Origin of the sequence: Mesorhizobium onobrychidis, assembly GCF_024707545.1 — a bacterium.
GTDB classification, from domain to species: Bacteria; Pseudomonadota; Alphaproteobacteria; order Rhizobiales; family Rhizobiaceae; genus Mesorhizobium; species Mesorhizobium onobrychidis.
On record NZ_CP062229.1, the window covers coordinates 6115526 to 6132398 of the forward strand.

The following is a 16873-nucleotide window of genomic DNA, read 5'->3' on the forward strand; positions in this document are numbered from 1 at the left end:
GCTGGAGCCGCCGCCGCGGCGCAGATCGCAGTGGATGGGTGGCCGAGTGGCGAATTATTTCAATCACTTGGAGGGCGGCGGGGTCTGGAAGGTTTGGCGTTTGTCTCGCTGGCCGAGAGCGACTCCATGCGCGCCGTGCACCAATCCCATGACCCAACGAGAGCGCAGCAACGGTTCAGGTGGAAAGCGTTTGTTCGTTGAGCCGCAACCAAAACCATCAGCGACTCCTGAAATGGCGAGCGGTGGCGTGCTGGTCCGGTCAGGGGATAATTCCCCGAGGGCCCCGGCGTAGCTGGATGTGGCGGGTACCGCAGCATTTCTTGAACTTCATACCAGAACCGCAAGGACATTGATCATTGCCGCCGCGTTGCAGCCGGCCGACCAGGGGCAGCAGCGCTGCGGAAGGCAGGAGCGATGCCGCAAGGGCAGCCAACTTGGCCGAGATACCCGGTACGACGAGGCGACGACCGGATTTGAACCCTCGCCACGCCCGTTCGGCCACATACTCCGGATCCACCTTGGGCAATATGTTGAAGAGCGCCGCCTGATTGGCGCCTGACCTTGCGAGAAACTCCGTCGACACCGGGCCTGGTGCCACGCATGTGACCGTCACACCGGTTCGGCGCAACTCCTGATGAAGCGCCTCTGAGAAGAAGCGCACGAAACCTTTGCTGGCGAAATACAGAGCCATGTAAGGCCCGGGAACGAACCCGGCCACGGAGCTGAGATTGAGCACCCCGCCCCGTCGGCGCGCCACCATTCCCGGCAGAAAATGGAGGGTCAGTTCTGTGAGGGAATGTATGTTGAGATCGATGATGCCGAGTTGACCATCAATAGGCAGCGCCGTCGCCGCGCCCCGCAGGCCATAGCCGGCGCTGTTGACCAGGACATCACAGACCAGGCCGTGTGCGGACAGAAAGCCCTCCAGGCGCGTTGGCGCATCGCCTGCCACGAGATCCAACTCGAGCGTGAATGCCTCGCCACCTCCCTTCCGAACTTCGGACGCCGCGGCGGCCAAACCCTCGGGCGAGCGGGCAACCAGCACAACCGCACCGCGCTCCCGTGCAGCGACGCTCGCAATTGCCCGGCCAATTCCACCCGAGCCGCCAATCACGACGACGGCTGGCCGGAATTCACGGTGCGAAATCATGTCGCGTTCCTCCGTCTTGCAGGAGCGGCAACACTTTGACCGAGCAGCATCACTTCATTGGCGACAGTGCCGTTCAGAATCTTTTCGAATCTCTCCAGTGCTCGTGCGACGTTCGCTCCATCCATTACCCGGTGATCGTAGTGGATGCGGACATTCACCGATCCGTCATTGCCGATCGGACCGTAGTTTAGAAGCGTGGTCAATGGTGTCAGCGGATTGAGTGATTCCGCACCGAGACCAGAATAGACGGACAGTTGGAAGGTACCGAAGTAATTTGCCCTTTGCCGGCCGATGTTCAACCCCAGCCACATAAGCAGCCACCTGACTGGCGCGGGCGCACCTGCCATCCGCAAGGCACGCCGGAACTCCGGGACCTCCAGGATCGGCCGTGATCGAGACGCGTGGATGGATTCCTCAAGTTCCGTGATGGAGTAGCGCTCCGGGCACTTGATGCAGCTCAGCAGAACGGCCGGCTCGCCATCATATTCGCGCTCGTGGGCAATCGAGGCTACGCTTGCCGGATACTCGTAAAGCTGCGGCCAGGGCAACTTGACATAGGCGCGCCGCAGCTCCGGCATCTCCAGGGCGAGAAGCGCATATCCTTTCAGGAAGATCGCAGTCCACGAGGGCCTGGTCTGCTGCGCCATTCTAGCCCTTACGAGTGGGCCGAGGTTCATCTGACGCTGCACCGCGACGCGTGGCACGCCGATCGAAAACCTCATCAGATCGCCAACAAGGCGCCGGGGCGCCGAAAGCTTGAGGGCTCGGCCTCGCATCAAACGACCTCTAATAAAGATAAGGGAATATTCGCTTGGTCCTTTCCATATAGGCGCGGTATTGCGGGCCTAAATTCTCCAGCATCATACGCTCTTCCTTATCCACTCTCAGCAGGAAAAGCACTGCGAAACCGATCAAACCAGATATGCCCGCAACCCAGTTCGGCAGCAGAAAGAGCTGGCCGAGCCCCATAAGCAGAAACGAGGTGTACATCGGGTGACGGACCAAGGCGTATGGCCCGGCGGTGACCAGTTCATGCCGCTCGCGAATCTCGAGCGTGATCGACCAGTTACGGCCAAGTTCCTTGTGGGACATGCGAAAAATCCACAGCGCGGAGCAGAAGATGATGGTTCCGAGCGCCACCGACCACACGCTGGCCGGATGGTCAGCCGCTGCGGGGATGCCGGTGGCGACATAGAAGCCAGGCAGGATCGCCAGGCCAAGGAGAGCCGATGCAAGCCCGACGGTGTCGGAACTTGAGCGGCCGCCAGCTACAATTCGCACGCGCCTTGCCCGGCGCTCGAACGGATACCGGATCACGTACCAAGCAACGATGCCGATCACCCAGATGATCTCGCCAACTGAAGCTACAGCAATGGTCACTTCAGGTCACCGGAGCCTTTCTCGATCTGGGATCACGATAAGCCGTCGCAACGATGTCAGCGTCCGAGTTGTCGACCGATAGACATTCAGTGCGCGTTCCTTTCGGACTTAACCGGGCAATGAGACGCGAAAGCGGGTTTTGCCAATCGCATTTCAACCCCCGTTCATCTCCCGAAGCTTGGTTATGAATTGTTGCGGCCGGAGCCAGGTACCGGGGGTCTTATACCCCATGGATCTGGCGATGTCCGCTACGAATGCGTTGCAATTGTAGAGCGACGCGTGCCAAAGTGGAGAACTGGCCTGCAGCCTTCGTATGCTCGCGACGGCTTTCCTATATTCGGCTTCGGTAAGCAAAACTCGCCAGCTTGCCGACCGGTAGGCATCTTCCAGGTCGCCGTCCGTCCACCCGGTCGAGGCTGGCACGGGCGCCAAATGGCCGAGAACATAGACATTGGGATCATTGGACTTCGGAGCGAGCCCCGCGACTTCGGGGTTGACCATCCGTCCCGCCTGGTTCAATCGTCCAAAAATCACGAAGGAATGGCCGTAGGTAAGGGCGTACCGGGAGCGGAACTCGATGAAATGCCGTTGGGCTTGAGTTGATGCCGCCGCGCTCGCCGGCATCGCCGCGGTTCTTAGTGCCCGATCATTGGACACGAAACTCGGCTGGGGCTTGTTGTCCTGCGACTGACATGACGCTGCGACAAGCGCGAGCAGGGCCACGATTGTTGAACGGCCACTTACAAGCGTCATCTCATCCAGAACTCCGAGGACCGCAGACCTAGTGCCAGCCTATGCCCGCCAACCTCAGGTAGGCTGCGAATCCGGCCTTGGCCCCTGCATATCGATATGGGGAAGGGCCTGGCGGCCCTTCCCCAAATCTCCGAAAGCCGGTGCTTATTTAATCACGGGCTCTTCTACGGCAGCGGGTTCCGGCGGAGGAGCCTTCCCCTTTCCTTTACCGATCCAGCCGTTCGCGCAGCCGCTCAGGCTGGCAACGGCGAGGGTAGCAACCATTACAATCAACATCCTGCTCATCAAGCAATCCTTTCCCCAGGGGCGGAACAGCCTATAGAATCGCCACAAATAAAACGATATGCAGCCCCACCAAGTTAGCTGCGATCTACACCAACGCCTAGTGCAGAAATGACACAGTTGGCACCCGGTTGCAGGCGGCAGCTTTGCGGTGACGTGCCGGCAGGGCTCACCATCCAACGGAGATCAGGCCTGCCCACCATCAAACAACCACCACCGTCGTGCCCAAAGGAGTACGGTCGTAGAGGTCAATGATGTCGTCATTTATCAAACGGATGCACCCGTTCGATACCGCTGTGCCTATCGTCCATGGCTCGTTTGTACCATGTATCCGGAAGTGGGTGTCGCGCCCGTCGCGATAGAGATAAAGGGCACGCGCACCAAGCGGGTTGTTTGGTCCGCCAGGGACCCCCCCTGCATACTGCACCAGGCGCGGCTTGCGCTTCATCATGCTGGCGGTGGGTGTCCACGACGGCCAGTCCGCCTTGCGGCCGACGGTCGCTGTACCCTTGAACGAAAGTCCCTGCTCGCCGACGCCGACGCCGTAGCGCGTCGCCCACCCGTCGGTCTCGACGGCATAGAGAAAACGTTGCGAAGTATCGACGACGATCGTTCCAGGCGGCTCGTTTCCGTCGTACCGCACATGCCGCCGTCGGAAACGAGGATTGAGGCCATTCCTTGGTCCGAACGCGGATGAAATCGGCTCCGTCGCCTGTCGTAGCGTCGACGTACATCCGGAAAGCATCAGAGCCAGACTACCCAGCACGAGCCCCCGGCGCGCAATGTGGTGTTCTTCCATTTCTACCTGCTAGGAAACTGGTCAATCTACCCCGCCCTCGTCTCTACCATTCCCGGGCCTGCGGGCCAAGTCTCGCTGTGTGGTGGCAAAATGAATTCACAGGATTGACAAGCGAATTGGAGCGAAACTTCTTGCGATAACCGTCTGCCTCTGTTCGGTTATGTCAAAATGGGCATAGGACAGAGACGATGAAGCCTGACTTCCATGGTAAAGTCGCGATTGTGACCGGCGCAGGCTCCGGAATAGGAGCGGCTGTTTCACGGCAACTCGCGCAAGAAGGAGCCGAGGTTGTTGTCGCCGACCTTGATGCCGAGGCCGCGCGCTGCAAAGCCGCCGAAATAAGCGCGCAAGGGGGCAGGGCCTACGACTTTGCGGTCGATGTCACGGATGCGGCAGCCGTCGAAAAGCTGATCGAGTTCACTGTCCAGAAATGCGGCGGACTGGATATGGCGGTAAACAATGCAGGTATCGACGGCGTTCGAAAAGCGACGGCAGACTATCCGCTCGACAACTGGCACAAGCTGATAAACGTCAATCTAAATGGCGTTTTCTACAGCATGAAGTACGAAATCGCCGCCATGCTGGATCGAGGCGGAGGCGCCATCGTGAACATGTCCTCGATTCTCGGTTCCGTCGGCTTGCCGACTGCGTCCGCATACACGGCAGCGAAACACGGGGTCGTTGGATTGACCAAGGTTGCGGCGATTGAATATGCGAGGATGGGCATCCGGATCAATGTCGTCGGCCCCGGCTGGATCGAAACGCCTCTTCTATCGGAGCAAATGGAGACATTAACCACCCGGCGCATGGCAGCCCTTCAGCCGATGGGCAGACGCGGCAAACCGGAAGAGGTAGCGGCTCTTGTGTGCTTCCTGTTGTCCGATCAGGCCAGCTTTATCACTGGGAGCTACCATCTGGTGGACGGAGCTTACACCGCCCATTAGGTGCAGTGGCTGTCCCCACTCGTGCTGGCTACTGCCACGGCGATGACGCCCAGATCGCCGGGCTGCCCGCACTGCCTGAGATGGCGCTGTTCCCGCATCGCAAGGAAGGCCGGGCCAGACCCGGTGGCGGCGCGACTTGCCGACATCCTGCTGCAGGTGGCGGTGGAATCGCCTACCCGAAAATGTGCAGGCGCTGCCCGCGAGCGGCCTGCGGAGCGTAGCCTGATGCTGGCGCCCAGAAGACGCGCAGCTCAGCGGCGTTTTTTCGCCTTGCTGGCGAACGGATTTTCCGAGGCGCGCAGGGCGATGCGGATCGGCACGCCGGGCATGTCGAAGGCTTCGCGCAGGCTGTTCGAGAGATAGCGGACATAGGATTGCGGCATCGCGTCCGGCCGTGAGCAGGACACGACGAAGCCCGGCGGGCGCGTCTTGGCCTGGGTGACATATTTGATCTTCAACCGGCGCCCTGCCACGGCGGGCGGCGGATGATGCGCCAGGATGCCTTCCAGCCAGCGGTTGAGCTTGCCGGTCGAGACGCGGCTGTTCCACACTCTGTGCGTCCTGATGACGGCATCCATCAGCTTGTCGAGGCCACGCCCGGTCTCGGCCGAGACCGGCACCGCCTGCATGCCGCGCGCCTGCGGCAACAGCCGCTCGGTCTTCTCGCGCAGTTCCGCCAGGAGTTCCTGGGGGTGGTCGATCATATCCCATTTGTTGAAGGCGATCACCGGCGCGCGGCCCTCGCGGATGATCAGGTCGGCGATCTGCAGATCCTGCTTCTCGAAGGGAATGGTGGCGTCGAGCACGATGATGACGATTTCGGCAAAGCGGATGGCGCGCAAGCCGTCCTGCACTGACATGACTTCCAGCTTTTCGTGGATCCTGGCCTTGCGGCGCATGCCGGCGGTGTCGAACAGCTTCAGGCGGCGGCCATGCCAGTCCCAGTCGACGGAGATGGAATCGCGGGTGATGCCGGCTTCCGGCCCGGTCAAGAGCCGCTCCTCACCGATCAGCGCGTTGATCAGCGTCGATTTGCCGGCATTTGGGCGACCGACGACGGCGATGCGCATCGGCTTGGTATCGTCGTATCTCGGCTCGGCATCCGGATCGGTGATGTCCTCGCCGATCAGCACCTCGCTGGCGGCGGTCTCCTCGTCGGCATGTTCTTCGTCTTCGCCGAAGGCGCGCGCCTCGCCCAGTGCGGCGATCACCGCATCGCGCAAATCGGGCAGGCCCTGGCCGTGTTCGGCCGAGACCGGGATCGGCTCGCCAAGGCCGAGTTCCCAGGCCTCCAGCATGCCGCCCTGGGCGCCGCGCGCCTCGGCCTTGTTGGCGACGACGACAACCGGCTTGCCGGACTTGCGCACGATCTCGGCGAAGGTCTTGTCGTCAGGCATCAGCCCGGACTTGGCATCGATGGTGAAAAAGATCAGGTCGGCTTCACGGATGGCAATCTCGGTCTGGGCGCGCATGCGGCCCGGCAGCGTCGAAGCAGCAGCATCCTCGAAGCCGGCGGTGTCGATGACGTCGAAATGCAGATCATAGAGCTTGGCGGGATGGACGCGACGGTCGCGGGTGACGCCCGGCGTGTCGTCGACAAGCGCCAGCTTCCTTCCCACCAGCCTGTTAAAAAGGGTCGATTTGCCGACGTTAGGCCGGCCGATGATGGCGACTTTGAACGTCATGCGGCCCTACATCTGCCATGCATGTCGTTGTCCCAAAACCGCTACACACTTTTGGGCGACATGCATTACGACACGCTGCCCGACCCACGGATCAGCTCGGACATCAACGTCGCCCGCTCGCGCGCGTTGCGCGGGGCGCCGTCATCCGAGGCGATCTGGTCGAACAGTTTCAGTGCGTCCGTTGCCTTGCCTTCCTTCCAGGCGGCAAGGCCGAGCGCCTCGCGCGCCGTATGGCGCAGCGGATTGGTGTCGGCGGTGAGCGTCTCGACGCGGCTGGAGACATCGGCGAACGAACCGTGGTCGACGAGCAGCAGCGCTGCCCTGAGGCGCGCCATGTCGCGAAGGCCTGATGGAATGTCCGTATCGGCGGCGACCTCGTCGAAGTCCTTGACGGCAGCGGCGAAATCGCCCTTGTCCGCCTTGACGGTTGCCGCCCGCATGCGGGCGAGCAGCGGATAGGCGCCATAGCCATCCTTTTCCAACTCAGCGAGGGCCGTCAGCGCTTCGTCGCTCTTGCCGTCATTGGCAAGCTTCAGCGCCTGCGAAAAGGCATCGCCAGAGCGATTGGCGCGGGTCTCGTCCCAATAGCGATAGCCGACGAAGGCTGCGGTGCCGACCACCACCAGCACCGCGAGCGCAAGCAAAGCCGGACCGAAACGGTCCCATAGCGCATGCGCCTGGTCGCGACGCATCTCTTCGTTGACTTCGCGGATAAAACTATCGTCCGACATCTCAAAACCATCCTGCCCGCCCCAGGGCGGTTTAGAGCGATGTGCGTCCATGGACGCACAAAGTACGCTCTAACACTTTGAATTTGCGCATCGTGCTTCCTGAAAATCAATTCTGCTTTTCAGGCCGTTGCGGTAGCCCGCGTTTTAGCGAAATTTTGCCGGCATGGAAGGGGTTCGACCGGAAAATCGGCTAATCGCCGGACAGGCGACGTAAAGGGTGACTAAAAGGGCGACCGCACCCACGCCACATTTCGCCGATAGCCGGTGCTCGAACCTCCTCAAATCCCAGATCAGATGCTGATGCCCCGTTTGTCCCGCGTTGTCGCGTTTTCCATCGCGTCGCTTGCTGCAGCGGACACTGCTGTCGCCGATCCGCCCGCGGCGCCAGCGCCGGCAAAGGCGAAGCAGGCCGTCATCATCTCGTTCGACAGCGCCCGCGATATTTCGCAGTGGAAGCGCAGCCGAGCGCTGGCCCAGCGCACCGGCGCCCATTTCACCTATTTCGTGTCCTGCGTCTTCCTGCTCTCGCCGGAAACGCGCAAGGAATACACGGCGCCCGGCAAGACATCAGGCAAATCCAATATCGGCTTTGCCGCCTCGAAACAGGAAGTCGCTGACCGGCTCGCGCAGATAAACCTCGCCGCCTTGGAGGGCCACGATATCGGCAGCCACGCTTGCGGCCATTTTGACGGCAATGACTGGAGCAAGGCCGACTGGCTGAGCGAGTTCGGATCTTTCTCACACATTTTGGAAAACGCCTATTCGATCAACGGCATTGCGCCCGAACCCTCGGGATGGCGCGATATCGCGCGCAAGGCGGTCGGCTTTCGCGCGCCCTATCTGTCGGCAAACAAGGCGCTCTACGAGGCGCTGCCAAAGGCGGGCTACCTGTTTGACGCGAGCGGTGTGTCGCGCGGCCCTGCCCGGCCACCGACCCGCGACGGCATCACACGCTTTTCGCTACCGCAGATCCCGGAAGGTCCTGACACAAGGCGGGTGATCGCCATGGACTACAATCTCTATATCAGGCATTCCGGCGGCTTCGAGCGGCCGAGCATGGCGGACGAATTCGCCAACCGGACCTATGACGCCTTTCGCGCAGCCTTCGACGCTCAATACCAGGGCAAACGCATTCCGCTGGAACTCGGCTTCCACTTCACACTGATGAATGACGGCGCCTACTGGAAGGCGCTGGAGCGCTTTGCCGGTGAGGTCTGCACCAGGCCCGATGTCGAGTGCATCAGCTATCGCGACTATGTTTCGCGCCAACGCGGCCAAAAGCAGGCGTCGGTGGGCGGCTGACTAGAAGCGCTCGCCGCCCCGCCACTCTTAGCTTACCGGCTGATCCTCAGGGCGCAAGCCGGCTTGCTCACGCTCCAAATAATGCTGGTCGATGTCCGGAAGCGGCGCCCCTTCAAGCGTCGCCTCGAAGGCGCGCAGACGCTTGTAGATGGATATCAGCTCGACGATGGTCGGCCAGGAATTCACGAGATATTGGAACGAAGTGGCGACTTGTGAAAAGGCGGTGACAATCTGCTGGAAAACGCCAAATGTTATCTTACCGATTGCCAAGGTTGGAACGAGAATAAGCGTGGCGAAGACGTTGTCGACTTGAAGGTATAGATAGCGGACCATGTCGAAATAGACATAGTGTGCATAGAGCGTGAAATAGTTCTTGCGAACATTTCTGAAAAGCTCGACCAGCGTTGGTGGCTGCGCTCGTGCCGTATCGTCCTCACCGAGGACAAGTTCCTTGCGCAGAGCGGCCTCAACACGCTGATTACGAAATTCCAGCCCGGGCAACTTGACGCCGACGACCGCCAACAAGCCGGTGCCAAACAACGACCACGCGATCGCTGCAATAACCAACGGATACGGGATTGCCCCGATTATGGGGAGAGTTGGAACATGGAGAGAAAGGGATGCCAGCAAAGGTAGAAATGCAATCAGGGTCATGATGGAGTCGATGAAATTCACTCCGAGCCCCTGCATCGTGCCCGAGAAGCGCATCGTGTCGTCCTGAACGCGCTGCGACGCCCCTTCGATATGGCGCAGCCTTGGCCAATAAGCCGTAAAATAATCGTTCATCGCGGTGCGCCAGCGAAACACATAGTGCCTGACGAAAAAGACGTTCAGAACGGCAATGGTCATATAGACCAGCGCCAATGACAGGAACTGCCATACTCCGTAGTAAAGCTCGGCAGGCGCAACGGACCCGGGCGTGGTGAGCGCCTTCTGCACCATGTCGTAAAACATGCCGCGCCAGTCATTGAGCGCCACACTGATCTGCACGATGAAATTAGTGACGAAAATAATCAAAGCAGAGCCAAGGATCGACCAGTTCTGCCAACGGTGTGGGGCATACAGCGACCAAAAAAGGTAGAATACGCCCATACCCGCGAAGAAATATGCGTAGAACCAGAGGAATGCCGGCGTCAGGAATCTTATTGGGCTGATGACGGGTGCGGCCCGCGGATCGACCGGCGGCATCCCAAGCATCGTGCCAAGGTGTTCGCCGCCGAAAAACCACAGGAGGACGAGCAGAAGGCTCCAGACGGCGGCCGAGATGAAAAAAAGCTTCGGCTGCGGGAAGAAGGATACGAACACTGTGGGGAAATCCTCGGTCGATGCGCAAATCAGCGGCGTTGCTGTTCAGCGGGCATAAGGTCACACATCGATCGGAATGAAAATGGCCGGTGCGCGATGCCCGGCACCGAGCAAGACCACAATCATGGCGATTTTGGCGCAGCCGACCAGATGACCGCGCCGGAGACAAGCAGGACGGCGGCGGCCAGGATCGATGCAATGAAGAAGTCGCCCGAGGCTTCGGCAAGCAGCCCGGCGACGATCGGACCGATGATCTGACCGAGGCCGAACGAGGCCGTCATCAACGCCAAGATCCGGCGTGGCGCTTGCGGGGCAAGCTGCCTTCCGGTCTGCAGGCCGAGCGCGGTGATGGCGATGAAGGTCCCGCCAAGCAGAAATCCGCCGAGCAGCGGCCCAATGTGTCCGCCCATGGCGACGCTCGCGGTGACGCCGACCACCTCGACGAGGCACCCGAAGGCATAAGCCTGGTAGAGCCCGATCTTTCCTGCGATCTTCTGCCAAAGCCAGACCGAGGGAATCCCGGCAAGGCCGGTGACCATCCAGACCACGGCTTCGAAGACGCGGCCGCCGCCGCCTTGCCGGACGATGGCGACCAGAAACGTCGCCGTCACGATGTAGCCGAAGCCGAACAGGCCGTAAGCGACGATGATCTTCATCAGCGAGCGGTCCTTCGGCAGCGCTGGATCGCGACCATCGGCGCCGTTGGCGGTCACAGTGCCGCCGGCCAGCAAGGCCACGGCGGCAAAGCCGCAGGCCGAGAATACGGCGGACCAGAACCAGCCCGCCGGCCAACCGGCTTGTTCGGTGACGAGGATTGCCATCAGCGCCGAGGACGCCGCTATGCCGAGGCCGACGCCGCCGAAATGCAGCGCCTGCAGGTCGTTTCGGCCGGTCGCGGCCAGATGGCCGAAAACGATGCTGGACATGAAGACCAAGACAAAGGCGCTGGCCAGACCGGCAAGAAAGCGGATGACGAGAAAGGCCGCCATAGTACCGGCCAGGCCCATCAGCCCGGTGAGGACTGCGGTGGCGGCAAGACCGGCCAGCATCAGCAGGCGCTCGCGACCGTGCGCCCAGCCGCCGACGGCCGCAAGCGCACCAATGAGATAGCCGAGATAGTTGGCGGATGCGATCCAGCCGGCATCCGCCGGCGACAGGCCAAGTTCCTCCATCATGCCGGGCAGGATCGGCGTGTAGACGAAGCGGCCGATGCCCATCGCAATGGCCAGGGCAATCATGCCGGCGACGGCGAGACGCAAAGGGGACGGCGAAGCGATGTTCATTGCAGTGCACAATAGGTGCACGAGCCTGTCAAACAATCCGCTTCTTGTTGGGCCAGAACGGTGCGCAATGGCCGTTGGCAGGTATCCGCCGCAAAGGGCCGACCCGCTAAATCTGTTTCATCAGCCGCAGCCGATCTGCCCGGTGCCCGTCTCGTAGGCAGTGCGGCGGGCCGTCAGCCTGAACGGTACGTCGCCGAGTTCACGTTCCGACATGGTGTCGAGCACAGGATGCGACAGCGGATCGGTCGCCCATCGGGTGGTCTCGCTTTGAGGCGACCGGCTTTGCCGCGAGCCGGGAACAGAAAAGACCCTGAGCAGTGATAAAATCTTCATCGGATTTTCCTCTACAGGTCTGCTTACTTCCTTTAAATCTGCCATTCCGCCTTATGTTTCAATTGAGATTTCAACCGTGCCGGTTTAGAAAAACTGTATGGTTATGCTGAACCGCGTCCACCTCAACGGCCTGCGCGCCGTGGAAACCGTCGCCCGCCTGGGATCGCTTTCGGCTGCGGCGGCCGAACTCAACGTGTCCGCCAGCGCCGTCAGCCAGCAGGTCAAGCGAACGGAAGAGCAACTCGGCCAAGCCTTGTTCGAACGAACGGCGAGTGGTCTCTTGCTGACCGAATTCGGCACCGCCTTCACCGCGCGTCTCGGGGCAGGTTTCCGCGAACTCGCGCAAGCCGTGGCGCTCGCCGACGAGGCCTCCGAATGCACGCTGGTGGTTTCGGTGGCGCCGGCTTTCGCGTCGAAGTGGCTGCTGCCTCGACTGTCACGTCACTTCGCCCGGCACCCGAATGTGCTTTTGCGCATCGACGCCTCGGTGCGGCTTGCCGATCTCGACCGCTCGGACATCGACATCGCCATCCGGCTTGGCGACGGGACGTGGCCGGGTGCGCGGGCGGAATTGCTGCTGGCGCAGGAGGTCTTCCCGGTCTGCGCCCCGGTGATCGCCGACAAACTGAAATCGATCGAAGATCTTGCCCTGACCTGCGCGATCACCGACGAACGGGCGATGATCAGTTGGGAAAGCTGGTTCGAGGCCGCCGGCGTTAAGCCGATCACCTTCCTCAAAGGCGCGCGATTCACCGACCCGATGCTGTGCCTGGAATCGGCGATCGCCGGCCACGGCGTCATGCTCGGCTGGCAATTGCTGGCTGCCGACGCGCTGGCCGACGGCCGCCTTGTCGCCCCCTTCGGCGTCCGCGCCCAGAGCGGGCTCGGCTATTGGCTGGTGACCTCCGCCAACAAGACCGACAGCCGCAAGGTCAGGGATTTCAAGATCTGGATCCGCGAAGAGATAGCGGCGACCATGGCGCAATTCGGGTCGCTCAGCAGCGCGAACTGAACCTGCCGCCTGCAATCGCGGTGGAAAGGAGAGCAGTGCGGGTCTATGTAAGAACCAGACTCCCACATCGCGACAGGCAGGATCATGACCACACATTCGCGCGGCGTTTCCGCAACGATCGACCCGGTGAAGCTCGACAGGCTGGCGGAAGTCGCCATCAAGGTCGGGCTGCAATTGCAGCCAGGGCAGGATCTGGTGCTGACATCGTCGATCGCAGCACTGCCTTTGACGCGACGGATCGTCGAGCATGCCTACAAGGCCGGCGCCGGCCTGGTGACGCCGATCTTCAACGACGACGAGATGACGCTGGCACGCTTCCGCTATGGCGCTGACGCCGGCTTCGACCACGCCGCCGGCTGGCTCTATGAGGGCATGGCGAAGGCCTTCGCCAACAATGCGGCGCGGCTTGCCGTGCGCGGCGAGGATCCGTCGCTGCTGTCGGCGCAGGATCCGGCGAAAGTGGCGCGCGCCAACAAGGCGAACTCGGTCGCCTACCAGCCGGCGCTGGAAAAGATCACCGGCTTCGACATCAACTGGAACATCGTCGCCTACCCCGACCTGGCCTGGGCCAGGCAGGTATTTCCCGGCAATACCGACGATGTTGCGGTCGCAAAACTCGCCGACGCCATCTTTGCCGCCTCACGGGTTGACGTGGACGACCCGATCGGCAACTGGACAGCACATAACGCCGCACTTCGCAGCCGCACCGAATGGCTGAACGGCCATAATTTCCATGCGCTGCATTTCACCGGACCCGGCACCGACCTGACCGTCGGGCTGGCCGATGGGCATGAGTGGATGGGCGGCGCCTCGACCGCCAGGAACGGCATCACCTGCAATCCGAACATCCCGACCGAGGAGGTTTTCACCACACCGCATGCAAGGCGCGTCGAGGGCCATGTGTCGAGCACCAAGCCGCTGTCCTATCAAGGCACGCTGATCGACGGAATTGCGGTGCGTTTCGAGGCAGGCCGCATCGTCGAGGCGAAGGCTAGCCGCGGCGAGGATGTGCTGAAAAAAGTGCTCGATACCGATGAAGGCTCACGCCGGCTCGGTGAGGTCGCGCTGGTGCCGCATTCCTCACCGATCTCGAAGAGCGGTCTGCTGTTCTTCAACACGTTGTTCGACGAGAATGCCGCCTGCCATATCGCGCTCGGCCAGTGCTATTCGAAGTGCTTCGTCGACGGTGCCTCGCTCAGCCAGGACGAGATCGCGGCGCGTGGCGGCAACAAGAGCTTTATCCATATCGATTGGATGATCGGTTCGGACAAGATCGACATCGACGGCGTCGGCAAGGACGGCAGCCACGTACCGGTCATGCGTAACGGCGAGTGGGCGTAAGGAGCCGCCAACAACCGTCATGGCGGCCAACCCCGGAGTTGGCAATGAAACTCGATATCAAGGTCAAGCGCATCTACGAGCCGCCCTCGCCTGGCGATGGGCAGCGGGTGCTCATAGACCGCGTATGGCCGCGCGGCATCCGCAAAGAAGACGCCGCGCTGACGCTATGGCTGAAGAACCTCGCGCCAAGCGATGAATTGCGCAAATGGTTCGGCCACGAGCCGACACGCTGGATGGAATTCCAGCAGCGCTATCGCGGCGAGCTCGATAGGAACAGCGATGCGGTCGGCCAGTTGCGCGCCCTGCTCGACAACGGCCGGGTGACGCTGCTCTACGGCGCCCAGGACGAGCTGCACAACAACGCAGTGGCTTTAGCTGACTATCTCAGCCTAAAGGGCTGAGGCGGCGCGCTCTGCCGGCCGTTCGCCGGTATAGCGGTGCTTTTTCGATATCAACCTCGCGGGGCAGCAGTCTTTGCGTTCACCCTCTCAAGCAACGCTAGTAATCCCTTTAGAATTTCGATTGGCGATGGCGGGCAGCCCGGAATGTGCAGATCGACAGGCAGCACCTCCGACACGCCGCCCACGACTGCATAACTCCCGGCGAAACAGCCACCGTTCCTGCCGCAGTCGCCAAGCGCGACCACCCATTTGGGATTGGGAGTTGCGTCATAAGTCCATTTCAGTGCCTCGCGCATGTTTTTGGTGACCGGCCCTGTGACAAGCAGCACATCGGCATGGCGCGGCGACGCGACGAACCGGATTCCGAAGCGTTCGACGTCATAGAAGGCGTTGTTGAGCGCATGCATTTCGAGTTCGCAGCCGTTACAGGAACCAGCGTCGACCGCCCGGATCGACAGGCTGCGGCCCAGTCGCTTGCGGGCAGCGCCGTCTAGCCCGCGCGCGAGTTCGTCAATCGCCGTCTGGCTCGCCTTGGGCGGACGCTCTGTGAGAGGGAGCCGTGTCAGGCCTTCGAAGAGGTGCTTGCGCATGGCGGAATGCCTTAGAGATCGTGACCGGAGTAGGAGCAGTTGAACGATTTGTTGCAGAGCGGAAAGTCGGCGACGATGTTGCCCTCAATGGCCGCTTCAAGCAGCGGCCATTGAAACCATGACGGGTCACGCAGGTGACAGCACTCGATCATACCGCCTTCGCCAATGCGCAGCCAGGCCAGAATGTCGCCCCGGAACCCCTCGACCAGCGCCATGCCTTCACACGGCCCGCCTGTCTTGGTGACGCCTGTCTGGGCAACGCTCGCCCCGGCGACATCGACGCGGATCGGGCCGCCAGGCAGCCTTTGAAGGATCTGCTCGGTCAGCGATAAGCTCTGCTCGACCTCGCGGATGCGGATCCAGACGCGCGCATTCACGTCGCCCTCCTGGAGGAGAGGGACGTCGAAGGCGAGTTCGTCATAAGGCGGGTAGCCTGGGCTGCGCCGCGCATCGAACTCTCGGCCGGAGGCGCGGCCGACATAACCGCCCGCTGCGTATTGCCGGACAAGGGCCGGCTTGAGCCGACCGGTCGCGACGGTCCGGTCCTGCAGCGACGCCGTGTTGTCGTAGAGTTCGACCAAATGAGGAAACCGCTGCCTGATCTCCGTGACCACAGACCGGACCGCGGCCGTCCCCTCTTCGCTCAGGTCGCTTGCCACCCCGCCAGGCACGATGCGGTCGCGCATCAGGCGATGGCCGAAGGCCGCATCGCTGGCACGCAAGACGCGTTCGCGCAGCACGCCGCAATGGGCATGCATGAGCACGAAGGCGGCGTCATTGCAGATGGCGCCGATATCGCCGAGATGGTTGGCAAGACGCTCGAGTTCCGCCATCAGCGCCCGCAGCCAGACGGCACGCAAGGGCACTTCGACGCCGAGCGCCGCTTCGACCGCGCGAGCAAAGGCCAGCGAATACGCCACGGTGCTGTCGCCGGACGTCCTCCCCGCCAGTTTGGCCGCGCGCTCGACAGGCGAACCTGCCATCAGGCCTTCTATGCCCTTGTGCACGTAGCCGAGACGCTCTTCCAGCCGGACAACTATTTCGCCGCTTGCCGTGAAGCGAAAATGCCCCGGCTCGATGATGCCGGCATGCACGGGCCCGACCGGGATCTGGTGCAGGCTTTCGCCTTCCGCGGGAAGGAAGCGGTAAGAGGCCATGGCTGGCGCATGAGCCGGCGCTGCTGATGCTTCCGCCGCCAATGCCCCCGCTGCCAGGGGATGACTGACGCCCCATTGGCCGTGATCGAGCCAGCGTCGTGTATCCGGAAGTCCTTGCGGCAGAAGCCCGAACAGGTCCGCGGCGGCGCGCTCGAGGCGCAGTGCCGGCGGATGCCGCTGGCCGACCGATGGGTAGCGGCCGCCGGCGCATTTCAGGCTGATGACACCGATGTCTCGAACCGCGTCGAGAAGCGCCATGTGGACGGTGTCCGGTTCGGCCCAAAGACCGAGCAGGCTCCAGTGGCCCGCGGCAAGCTGCTCGACGGCAAGGTTCCAGATTTTCGGAGCAACCACGGCGCGTCGCCAGGGAGCGTGCTGTTCGACAGGACGGCCCGCCTCGATGAGGTCGGTCAGCGCGGGCATCT

Annotated in this window: 18 protein-coding genes; 5 read left to right on the forward strand and 13 right to left on the reverse strand. The window is 61.9% G+C overall.

Translation table 11 applies throughout. The features are described 5' to 3' along the window. Positions 1-259 precede the first annotated feature (259 nt). The 6 genes from IHQ72_RS30295 to IHQ72_RS30320 form a co-directional block, all read right to left on the reverse strand. Positions 260-1150: an SDR family NAD(P)-dependent oxidoreductase gene (locus IHQ72_RS30295; RefSeq protein ID WP_258119250.1), complete on the reverse strand. Its 891-nt coding sequence runs from the start codon at positions 1148-1150 to the stop codon at positions 260-262. Next, positions 1147-1926 carry a 2-oxo acid dehydrogenase subunit E2 gene (locus IHQ72_RS30300; protein ID WP_258119252.1) on the reverse strand — a complete coding sequence of 260 codons (780 nt, stop codon included), beginning with the start codon at positions 1924-1926 and terminating at the stop codon, positions 1147-1149. Before IHQ72_RS30300 ends, IHQ72_RS30295 begins: the two co-directional genes overlap by 4 nt. 10 nt (positions 1927-1936) lie before the next feature. Further along, complete coding sequence (locus tag IHQ72_RS30305) at positions 1937-2524, reverse strand: protein-S-isoprenylcysteine O-methyltransferase (protein ID WP_258123981.1); 588 nt, start codon at positions 2522-2524, stop codon at positions 1937-1939. 159 nt (positions 2525-2683) lie between these two features. Continuing rightward, positions 2684-3283: a hypothetical protein gene (locus IHQ72_RS30310; protein ID WP_258119254.1), complete on the reverse strand. Its 600-nt coding sequence runs from the start codon at positions 3281-3283 to the stop codon at positions 2684-2686. Positions 3284-3427: 144 nt separating this feature from the next. Continuing rightward, entirely contained in the window at positions 3428-3568 is a 141-nt protein-coding gene (locus IHQ72_RS30315) for an ABC transporter (protein ID WP_082982116.1), read from the reverse strand. Positions 3569-3767: 199 nt separating this feature from the next. Then, positions 3768-4364: a L,D-transpeptidase gene (locus IHQ72_RS30320; RefSeq protein ID WP_258119257.1), complete on the reverse strand. Its 597-nt coding sequence runs from the start codon at positions 4362-4364 to the stop codon at positions 3768-3770. Positions 4365-4552: 188 nt separating this feature from the next. Here IHQ72_RS30320 and IHQ72_RS30325 point away from each other — a divergent pair, with 188 nt between their 5' ends. After that, complete coding sequence (locus IHQ72_RS30325) at positions 4553-5308, forward strand: SDR family NAD(P)-dependent oxidoreductase (RefSeq protein ID WP_258119258.1); 756 nt, start codon at positions 4553-4555, stop codon at positions 5306-5308. A gap of 251 nt (positions 5309-5559) precedes the next feature. Here the strand turns inward: IHQ72_RS30325 and der are convergent, their stop codons facing one another. Both der and IHQ72_RS30335 read right to left on the reverse strand, forming a co-directional pair. Next, positions 5560-6993: a ribosome biogenesis GTPase Der gene (gene der / locus IHQ72_RS30330; protein WP_258119259.1), complete on the reverse strand. Its 1434-nt coding sequence runs from the start codon at positions 6991-6993 to the stop codon at positions 5560-5562. A gap of 65 nt (positions 6994-7058) precedes the next feature. After that, complete coding sequence (locus IHQ72_RS30335; RefSeq protein WP_258119260.1) at positions 7059-7724, reverse strand: tetratricopeptide repeat protein; 666 nt, start codon at positions 7722-7724, stop codon at positions 7059-7061. A 300-nt stretch (positions 7725-8024) separates the two neighbouring features. Here IHQ72_RS30335 and IHQ72_RS30340 point away from each other — a divergent pair, with 300 nt between their 5' ends. Continuing rightward, entirely contained in the window at positions 8025-9026 is a 1002-nt protein-coding gene (locus tag IHQ72_RS30340; protein ID WP_258119261.1) for a polysaccharide deacetylase family protein, read from the forward strand. 27 nt (positions 9027-9053) lie between these two features. Here IHQ72_RS30340 and sbmA read toward each other — a convergent pair whose 3' ends face one another. From sbmA to IHQ72_RS30355, 3 genes are all read right to left on the reverse strand, one after another. Further along, positions 9054-10331, reverse strand: a complete 1278-nt coding sequence (sbmA, locus tag IHQ72_RS30345) for a peptide antibiotic transporter SbmA (RefSeq protein WP_258119262.1) — start codon at positions 10329-10331, stop codon at positions 9054-9056. Positions 10332-10453: 122 nt separating this feature from the next. Then, a complete protein-coding gene (locus tag IHQ72_RS30350) occupies positions 10454-11614 on the reverse strand; it encodes a YbfB/YjiJ family MFS transporter (protein WP_258119263.1) in 1161 nt (386 codons plus the stop codon). A 120-nt stretch (positions 11615-11734) separates the two neighbouring features. Then, positions 11735-11947, reverse strand: coding sequence for a hypothetical protein (locus IHQ72_RS30355; protein ID WP_258119264.1), 213 nt, complete (start codon positions 11945-11947; stop codon positions 11735-11737). A 97-nt stretch (positions 11948-12044) separates the two neighbouring features. Between IHQ72_RS30355 and IHQ72_RS30360 the strand changes: the two genes are divergently transcribed. The 3 genes from IHQ72_RS30360 (at position 12045) to IHQ72_RS30370 (ending at position 14701) form a co-directional block, all read left to right on the forward strand. After that, positions 12045-12959 carry a LysR substrate-binding domain-containing protein gene (locus IHQ72_RS30360; protein WP_258119265.1) on the forward strand — a complete coding sequence of 305 codons (915 nt, stop codon included), beginning with the start codon at positions 12045-12047 and terminating at the stop codon, positions 12957-12959. A gap of 84 nt (positions 12960-13043) precedes the next feature. Continuing rightward, a complete protein-coding gene (locus tag IHQ72_RS30365; protein ID WP_258119266.1) occupies positions 13044-14300 on the forward strand; it encodes an aminopeptidase in 1257 nt (418 codons plus the stop codon). A gap of 44 nt (positions 14301-14344) precedes the next feature. After that, positions 14345-14701, forward strand: a complete 357-nt coding sequence (locus tag IHQ72_RS30370; RefSeq protein WP_258119267.1) for a DUF488 domain-containing protein — start codon at positions 14345-14347, stop codon at positions 14699-14701. Positions 14702-14751: 50 nt separating this feature from the next. Here the strand turns inward: IHQ72_RS30370 and IHQ72_RS30375 are convergent, their stop codons facing one another. Both IHQ72_RS30375 and IHQ72_RS30380 read right to left on the reverse strand, forming a co-directional pair. After that, a complete protein-coding gene (locus IHQ72_RS30375; protein WP_258119268.1) occupies positions 14752-15291 on the reverse strand; it encodes an NADH-quinone oxidoreductase subunit B family protein in 540 nt (179 codons plus the stop codon). Positions 15292-15302: 11 nt separating this feature from the next. Further along, complete coding sequence (locus IHQ72_RS30380) at positions 15303-16871, reverse strand: hydrogenase large subunit (protein ID WP_258123982.1); 1569 nt, start codon at positions 16869-16871, stop codon at positions 15303-15305. Positions 16872-16873 lie beyond the last annotated feature (2 nt).